Here is a 17,140-nt window from a genome sequence, read left to right as displayed (position 1 = left end):
AGTCGAACGACGCGACTATCGTCAGTTGCTCGCGTCGGTTCGAGAGGCGTCCTCGTCGGCGTCCTCCCCGTCCGTCTCCTCGTATCATTCGATGGCCTCTTCGAACCCCTCGCGGGCGAGTTCGTACGTCTTCCGCAGGTCTTCGACCGGCGTCTCGGTCGCGTCGACCCGGAGGTCGTCGTAGTACGGTTCGGCCTCCCGTTCTTCCGTCGTCTCGACCAGCAGGGCGGCGCTCTGGACGTGCAGGTCCTCGCGCTTGTCACCACCCTCTGCCTGTCCCGCAGCGAGCGCGTCGATGAGCCGTTCGGCGAGCGGTGCGTCCCGGCCGCCACCTTCGTACGCACTGGCGGTCTCGTCGACGACCGACTCGCCGACCAGCAGGTTTCCGGCGACGGTGTAGTTTTCCCCCGCTACGTGCCCGTACCACCCGTTGCACTCCTCGCCGGAGAAGGTAAACGTTCCCTCGGCGTCCACGCCGTGCAGTTGGCGCTGTTCCGCGCCATCGTCGGCGTTGAGGAGTGCTTGCAGGGCGTCTCCGACCGCGAGTCCGTCGTCCAGATATTCAATTCCTTTCCGCCCCAGTTCGACGTTGACGAGACTTTGCGTCGCGACCGCGCCGTTTTCGCTGGCGAACGGACAGAGCGTCCCGACCCCCGGCAGTCGTGTCGTGACGGCGACGCCGAACCGAACCTGGTCGCCACCCTCGTCGTCGGTGTACTCCTCTCTGACACAGATACTGAACGTCATACGTCCGGAAAGAACCCACCCGCCAAAAAAGTCCGTTTCGCGGTGATGCGCGTGCCGAGAGTCGTCCTCGTGTTCTCCCTGAACCCCAGTCTGGTGGGGTGGTTACCTGGACGACACCGACGAGGTTTCCGGTCGGATTCCGAATTCGTTTCTGCATAAATTTCGTGGAAATTGACTCGATTTCGCTCGTCGAACCACGAGCAGTCGGCCGGTTTTGGGCGCTCGTGGTGAACCTGTGGTGCGGGCGTCGTGACGGCGGTTCGCGCCTCGATGGGTTTTCGCGTCGTCTGACGTAAGAACTATACTCGTTCGAAGGCCCCATCTTTCTATGGGTTTCATGAGCAAGATTCTCGGCGACGGCCCATCCGGCAGCGTCGAGGATTACGTCGAACTCGACCTGGACGATTTCGAATCAGCGCCCGACGAAGCAAAGACGAGCGTTCACATCGCCGAAATCGGCGGCCAACAGGACGTCATCGCCATCAAGGACGCCGTGTACGACGGTGACCTCGTCATCGCCGACATCACGCGACTCCGAACCGAAGATACGACCGCCGAACGAATTACCGACGAACTCCAGCAGGTCGCCCGTGAGGTCAACGGCGACATCGTCCAGAAGGGTGACGACCAACTCATCGTCACTCCGTCTGGCGTCCACATCAGCCGGAAGAAACTCGGTCGAAATTAGACGTTGTCCGGCGTATCCGCGTCGTCTTCCACGGTGCGTTTCAACGAGTCACGACGAGCCTTGGCGTCGCGTCCGGTCGCTTCGAGGAGAAATTCGTTCTTCTTGCTAACCGCGTCGGCGGCGGCATCGGCGTTACCCTCCGCGATGACGTCCTCGGCGGGACGCTCTTCGAAGTGAACGGCCAGTTTGTCCTTCTTGCCGCTGTAGGACGCCGCACCCGCGACGATGCGCTCGAACACCGGGTTGTCGGGTTCTTCGACCACGTAGAGTTCGTGTCCGTTGAACTCCTCCGTTCCCGTCACGGGTCCGAAGTAGTCTTCGATGCTCGCTTTCAGGTCCGGCATCCGGTCTTCGAGGTGCTCGCCACGTCGCATCTTGTATTCTTTCATGGGTTGGAACCAGATTGGAGGGGTGGATGTTTACCCTTTTCGCGTCGCGGTTACTCTTGTTCGCTGAGATACCCTCGCCGACACTCCGGACAGATGTCTCCCGTGCGGAGTGACGACCCCGCCGCGGTGTCGACGTTTCCACACTCGGGGCAGACGAGTTCGGCGTTCGGATTCGATTCGGTGGCCTGGTCGGGACTGGGCGCTTCGCGCGCCCGAGTGAACCCGGTATCGGTCTGTGGCTCCGGTCGCGTCGTTCTGACGAATCCAGTGTCCTCGCGCGGTTCGGCTTCGACGTACTCGGTGTCGTCGTCTACCTCGGGCGCGCTCTCCGGGGTCAGACTCCCGCCGAACTCCACGTCCGCTCTCCCGCTGTCCCCCGGTTGCGTATCGAAGCCTTCGTCCCCGAGTCCGGTCTCCGGCCACTCGCTCTGTGAGGTGTCGGTGTCGTCGACGTTCGTATCCTCCGGGTCGGGCCACTCGCCGTGCCCACGCTCACCGACGTCTTCTTCCTCCTCGTCATTGTCGTCTTCGAGGATGATGCCGTCGTCTTCTTCCGCGCTCTCCGGCGGTTCGAAGCCGTCGTCGTTGAACCCGGCCGCCTCGGACTCCGGACTTTCGATCGGTTCGGTCGCCGGTTCCGGGTACTCACTCTCGACCGGTTCGGGCTCTGGCTCCTGACTCTCGATCGGTTCGGGTGTCGGCTCCGGTTCCTCGATGGCCGTCACCTCCTTGTTCTCGCTGACCACCGACTGGTCGCCACAGCGTGCACACTCTTTGAACTCTCGAACCGTCACTACCACCTCGTTGCCTTGTTCTTCTCGCTCGCGCTCGATTTCGGACTCGCCGTAATCGTGCCCCAGCAGCGAACACCTGAGACCCATTAGGTGTGGGTTATTTTCACGGGGTAATAAAAGAGTACTGCTTTTTTGCGGCGGCTAGCCGAAATTTTCACTCTTGGCGTCGTCCGGGTCGGTGCCGGTCGCGGCGAGTGCGTCGTTCGCAGCGTCCAGGAAGTCGGCGAAGCCGTAGACGAACACTTGCCCCTCGGCCGCCGAGAGGACGTCTCGTACCTTGTCGCTCTCGTCCACCGGCTCGTCGGTCACGAGTACCGTCACGCCCTCCGATTCGAGTGCGCTAAGGCGCTCTTCGTGTGCCGGTTCGTCGTCCTGATAGACGACGACTGCGGTACCACCGTCCGCCACGACACGCTCTGCGATACCGACTGCTGGCCCGACACCCGGCCCACCAGCGAGCACGACGACGCTGGACTCTCCCTCGTAGTACGAGCGTCCGTACGGCCCGGCTACTTCGACGGTGTCGCCCGCTTCCAGTCCCGCGAGCCACGGTGTGAGGTCGCCGTCCGGGTCGATGCCGACCGTAATCTCGAACGTCTCGTCGGTGTCGGGTGAGGAGAGGGTGTAATGGCGGGCTATCTCCTCGCCACCGACCTCGCCCGTGACCTGCACGAACTGGCCCGGCTGGGCCTCGAACTCCGGTGGCGTCTCTAGTTCCAGTGCAATCGTGTCCGCCCCGACAGTTCGCACCGTCCGCACCGTGACTTCTGTGTTCTCCATGGGGATGTGTTTGCCCGTCCGGCACTAATCCCTTCTCGTCTCGTACCGTCCTACTGGAACTGCTTCAGAAGGCTTTTGATTTGCCACCGGGTAGCCTAGGAACGATGCAAGACCTGAACTGGGCCATCGGCGGGGAAGCCGGCGATGGAATCGATTCGACCGGGAAAATCTTCGCAACGGCCCTTTCCCGCGCGGGGCGACACGTCTTCACCTCGAAGGACTTCGCCTCCCGCATCCGGGGCGGGTACACTGCGTACAAGATCCGGTCGTCTACCGACCGAGTCGAGAGCGTCGTCGACCGACTGGACATCCTCGTTGCGCTCACACAGCGGACTATCGACGAGAACCTCGACGAACTTCACGAGGACAGCGTCATCATCTACGACGGGGAACGCACGGAAATGGAGGACGTGGACATCCCCGGCGAGATGATCGGATTGTCCGTTCCCCTTCGCCGTCTCGCCGAGGACGCGGGCGGAGCCATCATGCAGAACATCGTCGCGCTCGGCGCGGCCTGCGAAGTGTCGAACTTCCCCATCGAGAACCTCGACAGCGCACTCGACAAGAAGTTCGGAGCCAAAGGTGAGGCGATCGTCGAGAACAACAAGGAGGCCGCGCGCCTCGGAAAGGAGTTCGTCAGTGACGAGTACGACCACGATTTCGGCTACGACCTCGAAACGACGGACAACGACTACGTCCTGCTCAACGGCGACGAAGCCATCGGCATGGGTGCAATCGCCGCCGGCTGTCGGTTCTACGCCGGGTACCCCATCACGCCCGCGACGAACGTGATGGAGTATCTCACGGGCCGCATCGACCACTTCGGCGGGACCGTGATGCAGGCCGAAGACGAACTGTCCGCCATCAACATGGCGCTCGGCGCGGCCCGCGCAGGCGCGCGCTCGATGACAGCTACGTCCGGGCCGGGTATCGACCTGATGACCGAGACGTTCGGCCTCGTCGCACAGAGCGAGACGCCGCTCGTCATCGTGGACGTGATGCGCTCTGGCCCATCGACGGGGATGCCGACCAAGCAAGAACAGGGCGACCTGAACATGACGCTGTACGGCGGTCACGGCGAGATTCCGCGGTTCGTCGTCGCGCCGACAACCATCGCTGAGTGTTTCCACAAGACGGTCGAAGCGTTCAACTTCGCCGAGAAGTACCAGACGCCCGTCTTCCTGCTCGCCGACCTGTCGATGGCGGTCACCGAACAGACGTTCGTCCCCGAGGAGTTCGACATGGACGCCGTCGAAATCGACCGCGGGAAGGTCGTCGACGAGGACGAAATCGAAGCCTGGACGGACGAACAGGGCCGCTTCCAGCCACACTTCCCGACCGCCGACGGCGTTAGTCCGCGCGCATTTCCGGGCACGACCGGAGGGGCACACATGTCCACCGGTCTCGAACACAACGCGCTCGGTCGCCGGACGGAAGACACCGAGATCCGCGTTGAGCAGGTGGACAAGCGAAACCGCAAGGTCGAGACGGCACGCGAGGAAGAAGACTGGAGTCCACGCGAGTTCGGCGATTCGGACGCCGACACGCTCGTCATCACGTGGGGGTCGAACGAGGGTGCCCTGCGCGAGGCCAGCACCTTCCTCGAAGAAGACGATATCAGCGTTCGGTTCCTCTCGGTGCCCTACATCTTCCCGCGTCCCGACCTGAGCGAGGACATCGAGGCTGCGGACAAGACCATCGTCGTCGAGTGTAACGCGACGGGACAGTTCGCAGACCTCATCGAGCACGACACGCTCACTCGCGTCGAGCGGATAAACAAGTACAACGGAGTCCGGTTCAAGGCGGACGAACTGGCAGACGAAATCAAATCGAAACTCGGAGAGGAGGTAACAGCATGAGCTCTGACGTACGATTCACCGACTTCAAGTCGGACAAGCAACCTACCTGGTGTCCCGGTTGCGGGGACTTCGGGACGATGAACGGGATGATGAAGGCGCTCGCCGAAACCGGCAACAGCCCCGACGACACGTTCGTCGTCGCCGGTATCGGCTGTTCCGGTAAAATCGGGACGTTCATGCACTCGTACGCCATCCACGGCGTTCACGGGCGCGCGCTCCCGGTCGGCACGGGCGTCAAACTCGCCAACCCCGACCTCGAAGTGATGGTCGCGGGCGGCGACGGCGACGGCTACTCCATCGGTGTGGGTCACTTCATCCACGCGGTTCGCCGGAACGTGGACATGTCCTACGTCGTCATGGACAACCGCATCTACGGGCTGACGAAAGGTCAGGCCTCGCCGACCAGCCGCGAGGACTTCGAGACGAGCACGACGCCGGAGGGGCCGAAACAGCCGCCGGTCAACCCCCTCGCGCTCGCGCTGTCGGCCGGCGCGACGTTCATCGCCCAGTCGTTCTCGACCGACGCACAGCGCCACGCCGAAATCGTCCAGAAGGCCATCGAACACGACGGCTTCGGCTTCGTGAACGTCTTCTCACCCTGTGTCACGTTCAACGACGTGGACACTTACGACTACTTCCGCGACTCCATCGTCGACCTGGCGGACGAAGACCACGACTCGTCCGACTACGACTCGGCCAAAGACAAGATTCTCGACGCCAGCAAGGAGTATCAGGGCGTCATCTACCAGGACGAAGACAGCGTCCCGTACCACGAACTCCACGGCATCGAGGGCAACATGTCCGAGATTCCGGACGGTGCGCCAGAGGGCGCGATGGACCTCGTGCGCGAGTTCTACTGAAGCGAACGATCCCGGTCTTTTTTGGCCGTGCGGCGTCGACGCGAGTACGACGACCGTTCGCCGCATCTCTCACGTTGGCCGTTCTGACGCCGGACGTGACCGAGTCCCGAACCTCTACTCGCAATCTCGATATTACCAGTGATAGCTGCCCGATTCCGCTCTCTGCTGGAACACGACGATGGCGCGATATTTCTGACCCGATCCCCCCGACGAATTCTTCTGTCTCAGTGCATTTGCGTCTGTTTTTTATGATATGACCAGTAACACCGAGTAAGATGACTGCGGAGACACGTGACATCGTCGGTGGTGCGGGGAGTCGATTCACCCCCGTGGCTACGTTCAACGTGAACTCGACCGACGACATCCGTGAGACTACTGATAGCTGTTCAGCCGTTGCTGAGCGGACAATTCGGGTTTCTAGTACAGTGAATCGAACGCCGTCTTTCTACGAGACAGAGGTATCACGATGACAGACCACTACGACGTCGTCGTCGCTGGTGCCGGTCCGGCGGGCGCACAGTGTGCACGGGACATCGCCCAACGAGGCCACGACGTTCTGGTCCTCGAAGCCGAGTCCGAAGACGGATTCCCACGCCAGAGCAACAAATCGACGGCCGGCACGTTCGCGTCGATGATGGCGGCCTTCGGTATTCCCGACGACGTCGTGATGAACTACACCGACGACGTCGTCCTCGAATCGCCAAACGACTACTACGTGCAGTCGCAACCGGGGGCCGTCCTCGAGTTCGCCGACTTCAAGCGGTATCTGGTCGCAGATAGTCGAGAAGAGGGAGCCGAGTATCGGTTCGACGCGCGCGTCTCGAAACCCCTGATGGAAAACGGCGAGATCGTCGGCGTTCGATACGGTGGGAATCAGGAAGTGTACGCCGACGTCGTCGTCGACGCGACCGGACCGAGCGCACCGCTCGCGAAGAAACTCGGCGTGAGCGACCTCAAGCGCGAGAACCAGGCTATCGGCGTCGAGTTCGAGATGGACGGCGTCGACGTCGACCACGAGGGGTACGCGGACCTCACCGACGCGATGATGCTCCGTCTGGACCACGACATCGCGCCGGGCGGGTACTCGTGGATATTCCACACGGGCGAGGACACCGCGAAGGTCGGCCTCTGTTACATCCAGAACGAGAGCCACCAGGAGTTCGCGAAAGACGGGATGGGTATCGACGACTACCTTCAGTACTGGCTCGACACCGACCCCCGGTTCGAGAACGCAGAACGCATCGCCGGAAAACAACACCGCGGCTCCGCGCACATCCAGATGCCCGGTAGCCTGAGCACGGACAACTTCATGGCCGTCGGCGATACGGTTCCGACTATCGACCCGCTCTGGGGCGAGGGTATCCACACGGGGATGAAATCTGGCCGCGCTGCGGCGATAACGGCGGACCGATGTCTCATGTCCAATGACCGAGATACGTCCGCGGAGAACATGTCCATCTACAACGACCTCTGGCACGAGGACGTCGCCCCCAACATGCGAGCGCGGTTGTGGATGACCCGGCTGTTGTACCTCGCCTCGAACGACCGCTACGACACCCTGATGCGGGACTTGAAACGACTGGACGGTGGAACGCTGAGTAACGCGAACGCGGGTGACCTCCGAGAGCTCTCGAAACTGTTCCACCTGAACGACATCCCCCTGCTGACTCGGTTCGCCAGGGAACGACTCTCCCTGTAGGCGGTTTCGACACAGTATCGTCTCGATGAGGCCCGCCGGGAGACGACTCCGTCACCAGACCATTCGCCGACGCTCTAGACGTCCCGTATTGCGTCCTCGGCGGCTTCGAGCGCGGCGTCGCGGTCGAACTCCGCGACGATGGCTTCCAGTTCGTCGCGTGAAGCGTCGGCCAGTTCCCGCGCGTGGGCGGTCACGTTCGGCACGGCCCGGATGATGTTGTCGATGATCGGAATCGCGGCGGTTCGCGGCGAACGCGAGAGTGGGTTGAGGTCGACGACGATTTCGGTCTTGCCCATCTCCGCGAGTGCTTCCGCGCGGTCGCCGTCTTCGAGCGGGACGAGTACCACGTCGGCGTCGAAGATACCGTCTTCGTCCACTTTTCCCCGCTCGTGTTCCAGTCCGGGAATGCGGGCGTCTACGGTGAGACCCTTCACGTTCTCGGCACCGTGATCGTGCAGATACTCGGCGATGGCCTGCATCCGTTCGTCGGTTCGGTTGAACAGGTTGACCTCGATGTCCGCGCCGGTCACCTCGGCGAGCTCGACGATTTCGTCGGGTACGAGCGTCGCGACGTTTCCATTGACCGAGATGACGGCGTGTTCGGCGAGCAGCAGCTGGGCCGCCGCCGCCCGTTCGGCGTCGTCCGCACTCGGAATAGTTTCCTCGCCGAGGAGGTAATCGAACGCCTCACCCCGTCCTTCTGCGATGAGGCCCTGCTTGCTCGTGATGCCCTTCTCGACGCCCGCTTCGATGCGGTGGCGCGTGAGAAGCGACTGGTATCGTGGATGGTCTTCCGGAATCTCCACCTCGTCGGTCATGGCTGGTGTTGGGAGGCGGACCGACAAAAACGGACGCGATTCGGTCGTGAGGCCGATTCGACGACGGCCGCTTTCGTATCGGCTCCCCCGGGTCGGTGGTCCTGAATCCGTCTGTGATGAGTCCTACTGGTCTATCGCACCCTCAACGTCAGTCGTCACGCAAAACCGTTCAGTCGACCAGCGTCGCTCCCGCGTGGTGGGTGTGACAGACCTCCGCGTCGTATCCCGCATCGCTGAGTCCGCTGTCGAGCGCGAACACCGTCTGGCCGAGCATCGCCATCGACGCCTCACCGCCCGAATCCTGGACGTCTTCGATGACGTCGCGCACTTCGTCGGTGAGCAGCCCCGTCTCCTCGGCGAACTCGCGGGATTCGCGCATGAACGTCTCCAGCGTCGGTTCATTCACCAGCGCCACGAGCGCCCTCACGCCCGCTTGCGAGAGTCGGTCGGTGCTCCCCGAGAGCACGTCGGCGGTCGAGAGTTCACCGAGCGAGCGGTACTCGATACGCGCTCGTTTCGGCACCCCGTCGAGACGGTTGTACTCCGGCGCACCGGGTTCCAGTCGGATGGGAATCCCGCCGCGCGCCTGTGCGACCACGTCGCCGAGTCCGGTGCCCGCTTCGACGTCGGCGCTGTGTGCGATGGTCACGAGTTCGTTCTCGGAGCGTCCACAGTCGAACGCGTCGTTCGTCGCGAGTGCCGTCCCGAGCGCCAGCGCACCCGAGACGCCGAATCCGGACCCGAGTGGCAGGTCGGTCTCCGCCGTCACCCGGGCCGTCACGTCGAGTGCGTCGAGCACCCGGCGGCCGGATTCGACGGACGCGAACTCGCCGTTCAGTTCTATCGCCGTCTCCGCTGCGGGTTCGACGGCCACGGTCACTCCCTCCGAGAGCGTTACCCCTGCCCCTCGCGACCCCGCCCGCTCGCTGTCGTCGGCTTCGTGAATACTGAAAAATCCCGTAACGTGTCCGGGAACGAACGCACGACCTGCCTCCTCGCTCATACGCGGCAGTTTCGGGCGACAGCGTATAACCCTTAAAATTCGGCGTCGTCGTTTGCGGTCGACGTCCGCAATCGCCGCCCGACATCGTCGTCTGTCAGTATTGCGTGAGAATCGGTTCGACGACCGAACGAAACTCGACTTCGACTATCCACTCCCTGCTCCCGCTCGTCGACAGCGATTTCGCCTACGGGCTCAATCGCTGTCGGTCCGACGAGACTCGCTCCGCTCGCCTCGTTGGCTCCCAACGTCTTCGTCTACGGACTCAGACGTTGGCGATCTCGCGGGAACAACACCGCCTCGCGGATGTTGTCCAGTCCGAGCATCGTCATGACGAGCCGTTCGCCACCGAGACCCCAGCCTGCGTGTGGCGGCATCCCGTATTTGAACATCTTCGTGTAGTAGTCGAAGGCTTCGGGATCGAGTCCTTGCTGTTCGAAGCCTTCCACGAGACGGTCGAAGCGGTGTTCACGCTGTCCGCCCGAGACGAGTTCCATCCGGGGGTGCATCATGTCGAATCCCGTCGAGAGTTCCTCGTCGTCGTCGTGGTCTTTGATGTAGAACGGCTTTATCTCGCTCGGCCAGTCGGTGATGAAGTAGTGCGTCCCCACGTCCTCGCCGAGTGCTTTCTCGCCTTCGGTCGGCAGGTCGTCGCCCCAGACGAGCATCTCGTCCAGTTCGCCCGTCGCGTTGATTCGCTCGATGGCCTCCTCGTAGGTGAGACGCGGGAAGTCGCCCTCCGGCACTTCGAACTCGACGTCGAGCGCGTCGAGTTCGTCCTGGCAGTTCTCGGCGACGCCCTCGTAGGCGGCTTTGACGATAGACTCGCAGGCGTCCATCGCTTCGGTGTGGTCGTAGAAGGCGCTCTCGAAGTCGATGCTCGTCGCTTCGTTCAGATGGCGGGGGGTGTTGTGCTCCTCGGCGCGGAAGATGGGGCCGATTTCGAACACGCGCTCCAGTCCGCTGCCGACCATCAACTGCTTGAACAGCTGTGGCGACTGGTTCATGAACGCCTCGCGGCCGAAGTAGGTGATGGGGAACAGTTCGGTTCCGCCTTCCGTCCCGGTCGCCACGATTTTCGGCGTGTTGATCTCCGTACAGCCGAGTTCGCGGAACTGCTCGCGTACGGAACGGAGCACTTCGGCGCGAATCTTGAACACGGCCTCCACGTCCTCCTTTCGCGCGTCGAGCGTTCGGTTGTCGAGACGCGTCGAAAGGTCGGCGTCCACCTTTCCGCTCGGGTCGAGCGGGAGTTCCGGCTCTGCGGGAGCGACGACTTCGACCGCCGTCGGGACGATTTCGACGTCCGTCGGTGCGCGCGGTTCTTCTTTCACGTCGCCGGTTATCTTCACGACGCTCTCGCGGTTGACGCCGAGTCCCGTCTCCACGAGGTCCTCGTCCATGTCGTCTTTCTCGAACTTGACCTGAATCTTGCCGGTCGTGTCACGAACGATGAGAAATGCGATGCCGCCGAGGTCGCGGATCTCGTGCACCCAGCCGGCGACGGTGACGCTGTCGCCGGGTTCGGCGTCCGCGGTGTAGGTTCGGTTCTGCATACGCCGCAGTTCTTCCGGGGCGGCCTTAAACGCGTTCGTTTTCGCCCGCCGGTCGCGTCAATCCATCCGCGACGGTTTCGATGAGGGTGTCGCGGATGGCGGCGTAGTACTCCTCTCCGATCTGTTCGCGGTAGATGGGGAGGAACTTCACCATCCCCATCGTCCCGGCGATGACCGCCGGGTCGCCCTCTCGAAGGTCGCCGGCCGCCTGCCACTCCTCGATGTACGGGCGGAGGTACGCCATCGACGCCGACCGTCGCGCTTCGAGTTCTTCGTCCGAGAGGTCTCCCATCGCTTGCATCACGCGTTCCAGTTCGTCACCCACGACCAGTTGCTGAATCAAGGCGTTCTCCTCGATAGCTTCGACCAGCAGGTGGAGGAACGTTCGAATCGCCTGTCCCGGGTCGTCTTCTGCCGCCAGCGAGTTCGCGACAAGTTCTTCTGCCAGTTCGTGGCCCTCTACCTGCATCACCTCGAAGTAAAGCGCCGCCTTCGAGTCGAAAAACTGGTAGAACGTTCCGCTGGCGATACCGACCGGGTCGGTGAGGTCGGCGATGGTCGTCTTCTGAAGTCCGTACCGTGTGAACTTCTCGCGGCCCGTCGCTATCAAACCCTCCCTGATTCGCTTCCGTTCGTTTTCGTCGAAACCCCTCATTCTACATCCACTCCTTCGCGTTCCTCACGCGATGTCCTTCCGTTGGAAGAGCGCTTGACTCACGAGGACGAGTGCGACGGTTCCACCGAACAGTATCGCCGCTCCCGTCCAGTCGTACTCCCCGGCGACGAGAATCGCCGTGGGGTCGTAGTAGCGCGTCGGACTCACTGCACCGAGCCAGTCGATACCCGCCGATTCGGCGACCGAGTCGAGCAAGAACAACGCGAACACCGCGCCGAGACCGCCGCGCTGGGCGATGTCGGCCCGGTCGAACACCACCGACAGCAAGAGACCGATGGCACCACAGGTGAGCAGGTACGGAATCGAAAGCAGGTGAACCATCGCCACGTCGGCGAACGACACGGACTCGCCGACGGCCACGATGCTTCCGTACACGACCGCCCCGACCACGACGTTGAGGACGAGTACCGTCGGAAGCAGTGAGACGAATTTCTCTATCAGCACTTTTGAGCGCGAGATGGGCGTAGCGAGCAGGATGTCCAGTCGGTCACGCTCGACGTCGCCCGCGATGAGACCGCCAGCCACGTAGGCCACGTAGATGCCGAGCAGGAGGAGCCAGAAGAACTGGTAGATTTCGACCGCGAGGAACCCCTCTATCGTCGTCAGCGAGAATCCGCCGCCCGACGCGCCGAACGCCGCCTTCATCGCGGGCGGCAGGCTATCCCAGTACGCGTCGATGTCCGCGCCGGACGATTCGATGGACGGGAACAGAGCGACCATCAACACCGCCATCGCGCCGAGCAGTATCGACAGCACGACCGCACCCTTGTACCGTCGAGACGCTTCGTACCGCGTGATTTCAAGCATGGGCTTCACCACCGTAGAACCGCATGAACACTTCGTCGAGCGGTGCTTCTTCCACGTCGAGGTCGACGACGTGGAACGCCGACAGATGGTCGATGAGCGCGTCGTACTCGCCGGTGAAAGTGAATCGAATCTCGCCGTCCAGCGAGAGGTCGTGGACGCCCGCGATGTCGAAATCGCCCGGTTCGACCGGCTCCTCGACGTGTACACGGACGCGCTTGCCGCTCCGGTCGAGCAACACCGCTACCTGTTCGGTCGTGACGAGGTGTCCATCGCGGATGATGCCGACGCGGTCACAGATCTTCCGCACCTCGCTCAGGATGTGACTGGAGAAGAAAACGGTCGTGCCGCGCTCCTGTTCGGCCCGGACGAAGTCGTAAAAGCGTTCCTGCATCAGGGGGTCGAGTCCGGAGGTCGGTTCGTCCATGATGACGAGGGCGGGGTCGTGCATGAACGCCTGGACGATGGCGAGTTTTTGCTTGTTCCCGCGGGAGAACGCACCGATTTTCCGGTCGATGGGGGCGTCGAACAGGTCGAGCAGTTCGTCGCGTCGCGTGTCGCCTTTCAACGACGCCTGATAGTCGAGGAACTGCTCGCCAGTCGTGTCTTCATCGAATCCGGGGTCGCTCGGCAGGTAGCCGATGTGTCGTTTCGCTTCGATGAGGTCGCGCTCTTCGCGCACGTCGTGGCCGAGCACGGTCGCACTCCCGTCCGTCGGTTCGATGAAACCGAGCAGGGTTCGAATCGTCGTCGTCTTTCCGGCGCCGTTCGGGCCGAGGAATCCGAACACCTCGCCCTCCTCGACGGCGAGGGTGAGGTCTTCGATACCTCGCGTATCGCCGTAGAACTTCGTCAAACCGTCTATCTCTACAATCGCCATGAGTATTCTCACCTGAACGTCAGTTCTATGAATATATGAATGTATTGTTCATATATTTTCTAACCGCGAAAACGACCGTGTCAATCTCTCGAATGTGTATTCGAATCCCGGCGTTTCCACTGGAGAGGCCGACGAGCGTCGAAAAGTTCGGTTACGCCGACTCGGCGCGCGCCGTCTTCGCGTCTCTGGCTGCTTCGACCGTCTCACGGACCGCATCGACGCCCTCGTCGTGGACGAGGTTTCCGACGACGATGGTGTCTGCGTACTGGGCCATCGTGTGCGCGGACTCGTAATCGTGGATGCCACCACCGTAGAACAGCGTCGCGTCGTCCAGCGCCTCCTGTGCCGCCTCGACAACTTCCGGGTCGCCGAACGTGCCGGAGTATTCGACGTAGACTATCTCTTGGCCGAACATGTGCTCGGCGAGCTCGGCGTACGCGGCCACGTCTTCGGCCGATTGGTTGCAGTCGGCGGACGTGAGTTCGGCGACGCTCGCCTCCGGGTTCATGACGATGTACGCCTCCGTGGTCGTCTTTCGCCAGTTGACGTCGCTCGATTTGACCCACTCTTTCTGGAAGCCGGTCATCCACGCGATGTCCCCCGCGTTGAGGACTATCGGGACGAGATAGCCATCGAGCGCGTCGTCGTCGACGACGACAGCCGGATTGCTCGGTTCCTGGTATAGCGCCACGTCGTATTTCGCGCAGGCGTCGATGACCGTCTGCATCTTCTCCCGCGTCATGTCGAGCGTGCCGCCGATTTCGAGGGCGTCGGTACCGGTTTCGCAGACGTCCTCGAAGGTGTCGTCACCTGCGAGGCTCTTGTCGGGGTCGAGTTTGATGATGTGATTCCAGTCGTCCCATGGCGCGGTCATACCGTTCTTTTCAGAATTGGCGGCTAAAACAGCTTCGAAACGAGCTTTTTTCGACGGTTGGGTTACCGACTGGCTTTCGGTGGTCGTGTCACCGGTCGACATCCGACCACCGCTCTGACCGACACGACGAGCACACCGTCGAAAGGTGGACGACGGAACTGGTTCGGACTGGCATCCACCCTAGTCCGCTTTCGCTTGCCAGCTCCGCAGACGGTCTTCGCTCACGCCGCTGACCTTCTCTGCGACGGTCTCGACCTCCGCGCTCTTCAAGTCCTTGATGTTCTGGATTCCGGCTTCGGCGAGTTTCTCGGCGGTTTTCGCGCCGATTCCGTCGATGACTTCGAGGCCGCTTTTCGATTCGCGCTCTTTGAACTCCTGGTAGTTACAGATGGGACAGCCGAGTTCCCACGGGTCGTCGCCGCTGTGGACGACGAGTTCCGGCAGGTCGTGTTCCTCGCAGTACTCGTCGGTCACCTCGATGTCCCCCCGGCGCGGGAGGGGAAGCGAGTACTCACAGTCCGGGTAGCGCGTACAGCCGACCAGTCGCGAACCACTCTGGAGGTGTTTGATGGCGAGTTCGCCTCCGTGTTCGTCGCCGCACTCGGGGCAGTCGCCGATGACGCGGTCTTCTTCTTCCTCGGCCTCTTCGGCCTTGCAGAGCGGACAGCCGTGGACGAAGGTGCTGCGTCCGGCGAGCATCTTCACCTCTCGCAGGTCGTGTTTCTCGCACGTCTCGTCCAGGAGGAGTGGTTTGCCCTTGTTCGGCAGCGGCAGCGTGTACGTACAGTCGGGGTAGCCGTCACAGCCGACGAAGTACGACCCGCGTCTGCTCTGGCGGACGAGCAGGTCTTCGCCACACTCCGGACACGGACCGAGTGTCTTGTCCTCTTTCAACGACTGCTGGAGGTGTTTGCCGATCTCCTCGCGCGATTCCTCCAGGTCGTCGAACACCTGCGCCAGCATCGTCCGGGATTCGTCTGCGACCTCGTCTAACTCCGCGTCGCCCTGGGCGATGGCGGTCATGTCCTCTTCGAGTTCGCGGGTCATCGTCTCGCTCACCACGAGGTCGGCGTAATCTTCTGCGGCCTCCACGACCGCCTGTGCGAGTCGGGTCGGTCGCGGCGGGTCGCTCTCGAGGTAGCCCCGGTCGTAGAGCTTCTGGATGGTGTTGTGGCGTGTCGATTTCGTCCCGATGCCCATCTTCTCCATGGTCTCGATGAGCCGCGACTGGCCGTATCGACGGGGCGGTTGGGTCTGTTTCTCCTCGATTCGCGTGTCGGTCACGTCGAGCGTCTCGCCCTCCTCGACGTTCGGCACGTAGTTTTCGCTGGTGTTGAAGTAGGGATAGACCGCATGGTAGCCCGCTTCGAGCAGTCGCTTCCCGTTGGCTTTGAGCGAGAGGTCGGACACCACTGCGACCACCTTGAGGTGTTCCCACTTCGCGCTGTCGGCTACGGTGGCGAAGAAGCGTCGCACGACGAGTTCGTAGACCTCCCACTCGTCGTCGCTCAACTCGCCTTTCGTCGGGACGTCCTCGGTCGGGTGGATGGGCGGGTGGTCGGTGGTCTCTTCGTCGCCCTCGGTCGGTTCGATGTCGTCTCGCTCCAGAAGACTCTCGGCGTCGTCGCCGAAGTGGTAGTCCCCGACGAAGGTGTCGAGCAGTTCTTCGGGGTCCAGGTCGTCCGGATACACCGTGTTGTCGGTTCGCGGATAGGTGATGTAGCCGGCGGTGTAGAGGTCCTCCGCGATGCTCATCGCGCGCTGGGCTGAGTAGCCGAGACTGCCGGCCGCGCGGATGAACTGCGTGGTGTTGAATGGCGCGGGCGGATCGTCGGTTCGCGTCCGGCGCGAGACGCGCTCGACTATCACCTCGGTCGCTTTCCGGAGCGTCTCGTAGGCCTCTTCGGCGGCGTCCTCGTCCCAGACCCGTTCTGCCTCGTTGTCGTCTTCGTCGCGGTAGAAGTACTGCGCTTCGAACTCCTCTTTCGCTTTTCGGAGGTCGGCGAACAGTTCCCAGTAGTCTTCGGGATCGAACGCCTGAATCTCGCGCTCTCGGTCGACGATGAGTTTGAGCGTCGGACTTTGTACTCGTCCGACGCTGATGAAGTCGTTGCCGAGCTGTCTCGCAGAGAGCGAGAGAAACCGGGTCAGCGCGGCACCCCAGATGAGGTCGATTATCTGGCGCGCTTCACCCGCCGCCGCGAGGTCGAAGTCGAGTTCGTCGGGGTTCTCGAAGGCGGATTTGACCTCGTTTTCGGTAATCGAGGAGAACCGGACTCGATTGACCGGAACGTCCTCGTTCACCTCGCGGACAAGTTCCCACGCTTCTTTCCCGATGAGTTCGCCCTCGCGGTCGTAGTCGGTTGCAATCGTCACACGCGTCGCGTCGCGTGCGAGCAGGCGCAACGTGCGGACGATGTTCTCTTTGGTCGGTTGTTTCTCGATGTCTGCGTCGATCAGTTCGACCGGTTCCACGTCGCGCCAGTCGTTGTACTCCGGGGGGAAATCCACCCCGACGACGTGGCCGGATAGACCGATACATCGCTTACCGCCCCACTTGTAGACGTTGACGCCGTTCTGTCGGTCGGCGTCTGCGCTCCCGCCGGAGAGAATGTCGGCGATTCGGCGCGCAGCGTTGTCCTTCTCGGTGATGATGAGTTCCACTTAGCTCTCACCCCGGTTCGCGTCAGTCATCGCCCTCGGCTACGGGCATGGC

Annotated in this window: 16 protein-coding genes; 4 read left to right on the top strand and 12 right to left on the bottom strand. The window is 62.4% G+C overall.

Going from position 1 to position 17,140, the window contains the following annotated elements:
• Positions 1-84: 84 nt before the first annotated feature.
• The gene (locus tag ACR3FF_RS01185; protein WP_458185301.1) at positions 85-747 is read right to left on the bottom strand and encodes a DUF1028 domain-containing protein; all 663 of its coding nucleotides are present in this window, start codon (positions 745-747) and stop codon (positions 85-87) included.
• Between the two features lie 328 nt (positions 748-1,075).
• On the opposite strand from ACR3FF_RS01185, the gene ACR3FF_RS01180 reads away from it, so the two are divergent.
• On the top strand, positions 1,076-1,435 hold the full coding sequence (locus tag ACR3FF_RS01180) for a cell division protein SepF (RefSeq protein WP_458185300.1): 360 nt from the start codon (positions 1,076-1,078) through the stop codon (positions 1,433-1,435).
• Here the strand turns inward: ACR3FF_RS01180 and ACR3FF_RS01175 are convergent.
• From ACR3FF_RS01175 to ACR3FF_RS01165, 3 genes are read right to left on the bottom strand one after another with little or no spacing between them, the layout of a single operon-like run.
• A complete protein-coding gene (locus tag ACR3FF_RS01175; protein WP_264781821.1) occupies positions 1,432-1,824 on the bottom strand; it encodes a DUF5611 family protein in 393 nt (130 codons plus the stop codon). The two genes, ACR3FF_RS01180 and ACR3FF_RS01175, sit on opposite strands and share 4 nt — an antisense overlap.
• Positions 1,825-1,874: 50 nt before the next feature.
• Complete coding sequence (locus ACR3FF_RS01170; RefSeq protein WP_458185298.1) at positions 1,875-2,705, bottom strand: DUF7093 family protein; 831 nt, start codon at positions 2,703-2,705, stop codon at positions 1,875-1,877.
• 54 nt (positions 2,706-2,759) lie between these two features.
• The gene (locus tag ACR3FF_RS01165) at positions 2,760-3,398 is read right to left on the bottom strand and encodes an FAD-binding oxidoreductase (RefSeq protein WP_458185296.1); all 639 of its coding nucleotides are present in this window, start codon (positions 3,396-3,398) and stop codon (positions 2,760-2,762) included.
• A gap of 104 nt (positions 3,399-3,502) precedes the next feature.
• On the opposite strand from ACR3FF_RS01165, the gene ACR3FF_RS01160 reads away from it, so the two are divergent.
• The 3 genes from ACR3FF_RS01160 to ACR3FF_RS01150 all read left to right on the top strand — a co-directional run bounded on the left by ACR3FF_RS01160 (position 3,503) and on the right by ACR3FF_RS01150 (position 7,816).
• Entirely contained in the window at positions 3,503-5,257 is a 1,755-nt protein-coding gene (locus tag ACR3FF_RS01160; protein ID WP_458185294.1) for a 2-oxoacid:acceptor oxidoreductase subunit alpha, read from the top strand.
• Positions 5,254-6,117 (top strand): 2-oxoacid:ferredoxin oxidoreductase subunit beta, encoded by an 864-nt coding sequence (locus tag ACR3FF_RS01155; protein ID WP_458185292.1) that lies wholly within the window; start codon positions 5,254-5,256, stop codon positions 6,115-6,117. Before ACR3FF_RS01160 ends, ACR3FF_RS01155 begins: the two co-directional genes overlap by 4 nt.
• Before the next feature lie 466 nt (positions 6,118-6,583).
• Positions 6,584-7,816: a digeranylgeranylglycerophospholipid reductase gene (locus ACR3FF_RS01150; RefSeq protein WP_458185290.1), complete on the top strand. Its 1,233-nt coding sequence runs from the start codon at positions 6,584-6,586 to the stop codon at positions 7,814-7,816.
• 74 nt (positions 7,817-7,890) lie between these two features.
• Here the strand turns inward: ACR3FF_RS01150 and ACR3FF_RS01145 are convergent, their stop codons facing one another.
• The 8 genes from ACR3FF_RS01145 to ACR3FF_RS01110 all read right to left on the bottom strand — a co-directional run bounded on the left by ACR3FF_RS01145 (position 7,891) and on the right by ACR3FF_RS01110 (position 17,088).
• Complete coding sequence (locus ACR3FF_RS01145; RefSeq protein WP_458185288.1) at positions 7,891-8,634, bottom strand: 4-phosphopantoate--beta-alanine ligase; 744 nt, start codon at positions 8,632-8,634, stop codon at positions 7,891-7,893.
• Between the two features lie 169 nt (positions 8,635-8,803).
• Complete coding sequence (locus ACR3FF_RS01140) at positions 8,804-9,637, bottom strand: pantoate kinase (protein ID WP_458185287.1); 834 nt, start codon at positions 9,635-9,637, stop codon at positions 8,804-8,806.
• Positions 9,638-9,891: 254 nt separating this feature from the next.
• Entirely contained in the window at positions 9,892-11,190 is a 1,299-nt protein-coding gene (aspS, locus tag ACR3FF_RS01135) for an aspartate--tRNA(Asn) ligase (RefSeq protein WP_458185285.1), read from the bottom strand.
• A 25-nt stretch (positions 11,191-11,215) separates the two neighbouring features.
• The gene (locus ACR3FF_RS01130) at positions 11,216-11,845 is read right to left on the bottom strand and encodes a TetR/AcrR family transcriptional regulator (RefSeq protein WP_458185283.1); all 630 of its coding nucleotides are present in this window, start codon (positions 11,843-11,845) and stop codon (positions 11,216-11,218) included.
• Positions 11,846-11,869: 24 nt separating this feature from the next.
• Entirely contained in the window at positions 11,870-12,673 is an 804-nt protein-coding gene (locus ACR3FF_RS01125; RefSeq protein WP_458185281.1) for an ABC transporter permease subunit, read from the bottom strand.
• Positions 12,666-13,550, bottom strand: coding sequence for an ABC transporter ATP-binding protein (locus ACR3FF_RS01120; RefSeq protein ID WP_458185280.1), 885 nt, complete (start codon positions 13,548-13,550; stop codon positions 12,666-12,668). The genes ACR3FF_RS01125 and ACR3FF_RS01120 overlap by 8 nt, the downstream gene beginning before the upstream one ends.
• A 151-nt stretch (positions 13,551-13,701) precedes the next feature.
• A complete protein-coding gene (locus ACR3FF_RS01115; protein WP_458185279.1) occupies positions 13,702-14,424 on the bottom strand; it encodes a phosphoglycerol geranylgeranyltransferase in 723 nt (240 codons plus the stop codon).
• Between the two features lie 180 nt (positions 14,425-14,604).
• Entirely contained in the window at positions 14,605-17,088 is a 2,484-nt protein-coding gene (locus ACR3FF_RS01110) for a DNA topoisomerase I (protein WP_458185277.1), read from the bottom strand.
• Between the last annotated feature and the right edge of the window lie 52 nt (positions 17,089-17,140).

Source organism: Haladaptatus ordinarius (assembly GCF_054177595.1).
Note: the sequence above shows the minus strand (reverse complement) of the source record. Positions and strands in the feature narration are given on the sequence as shown.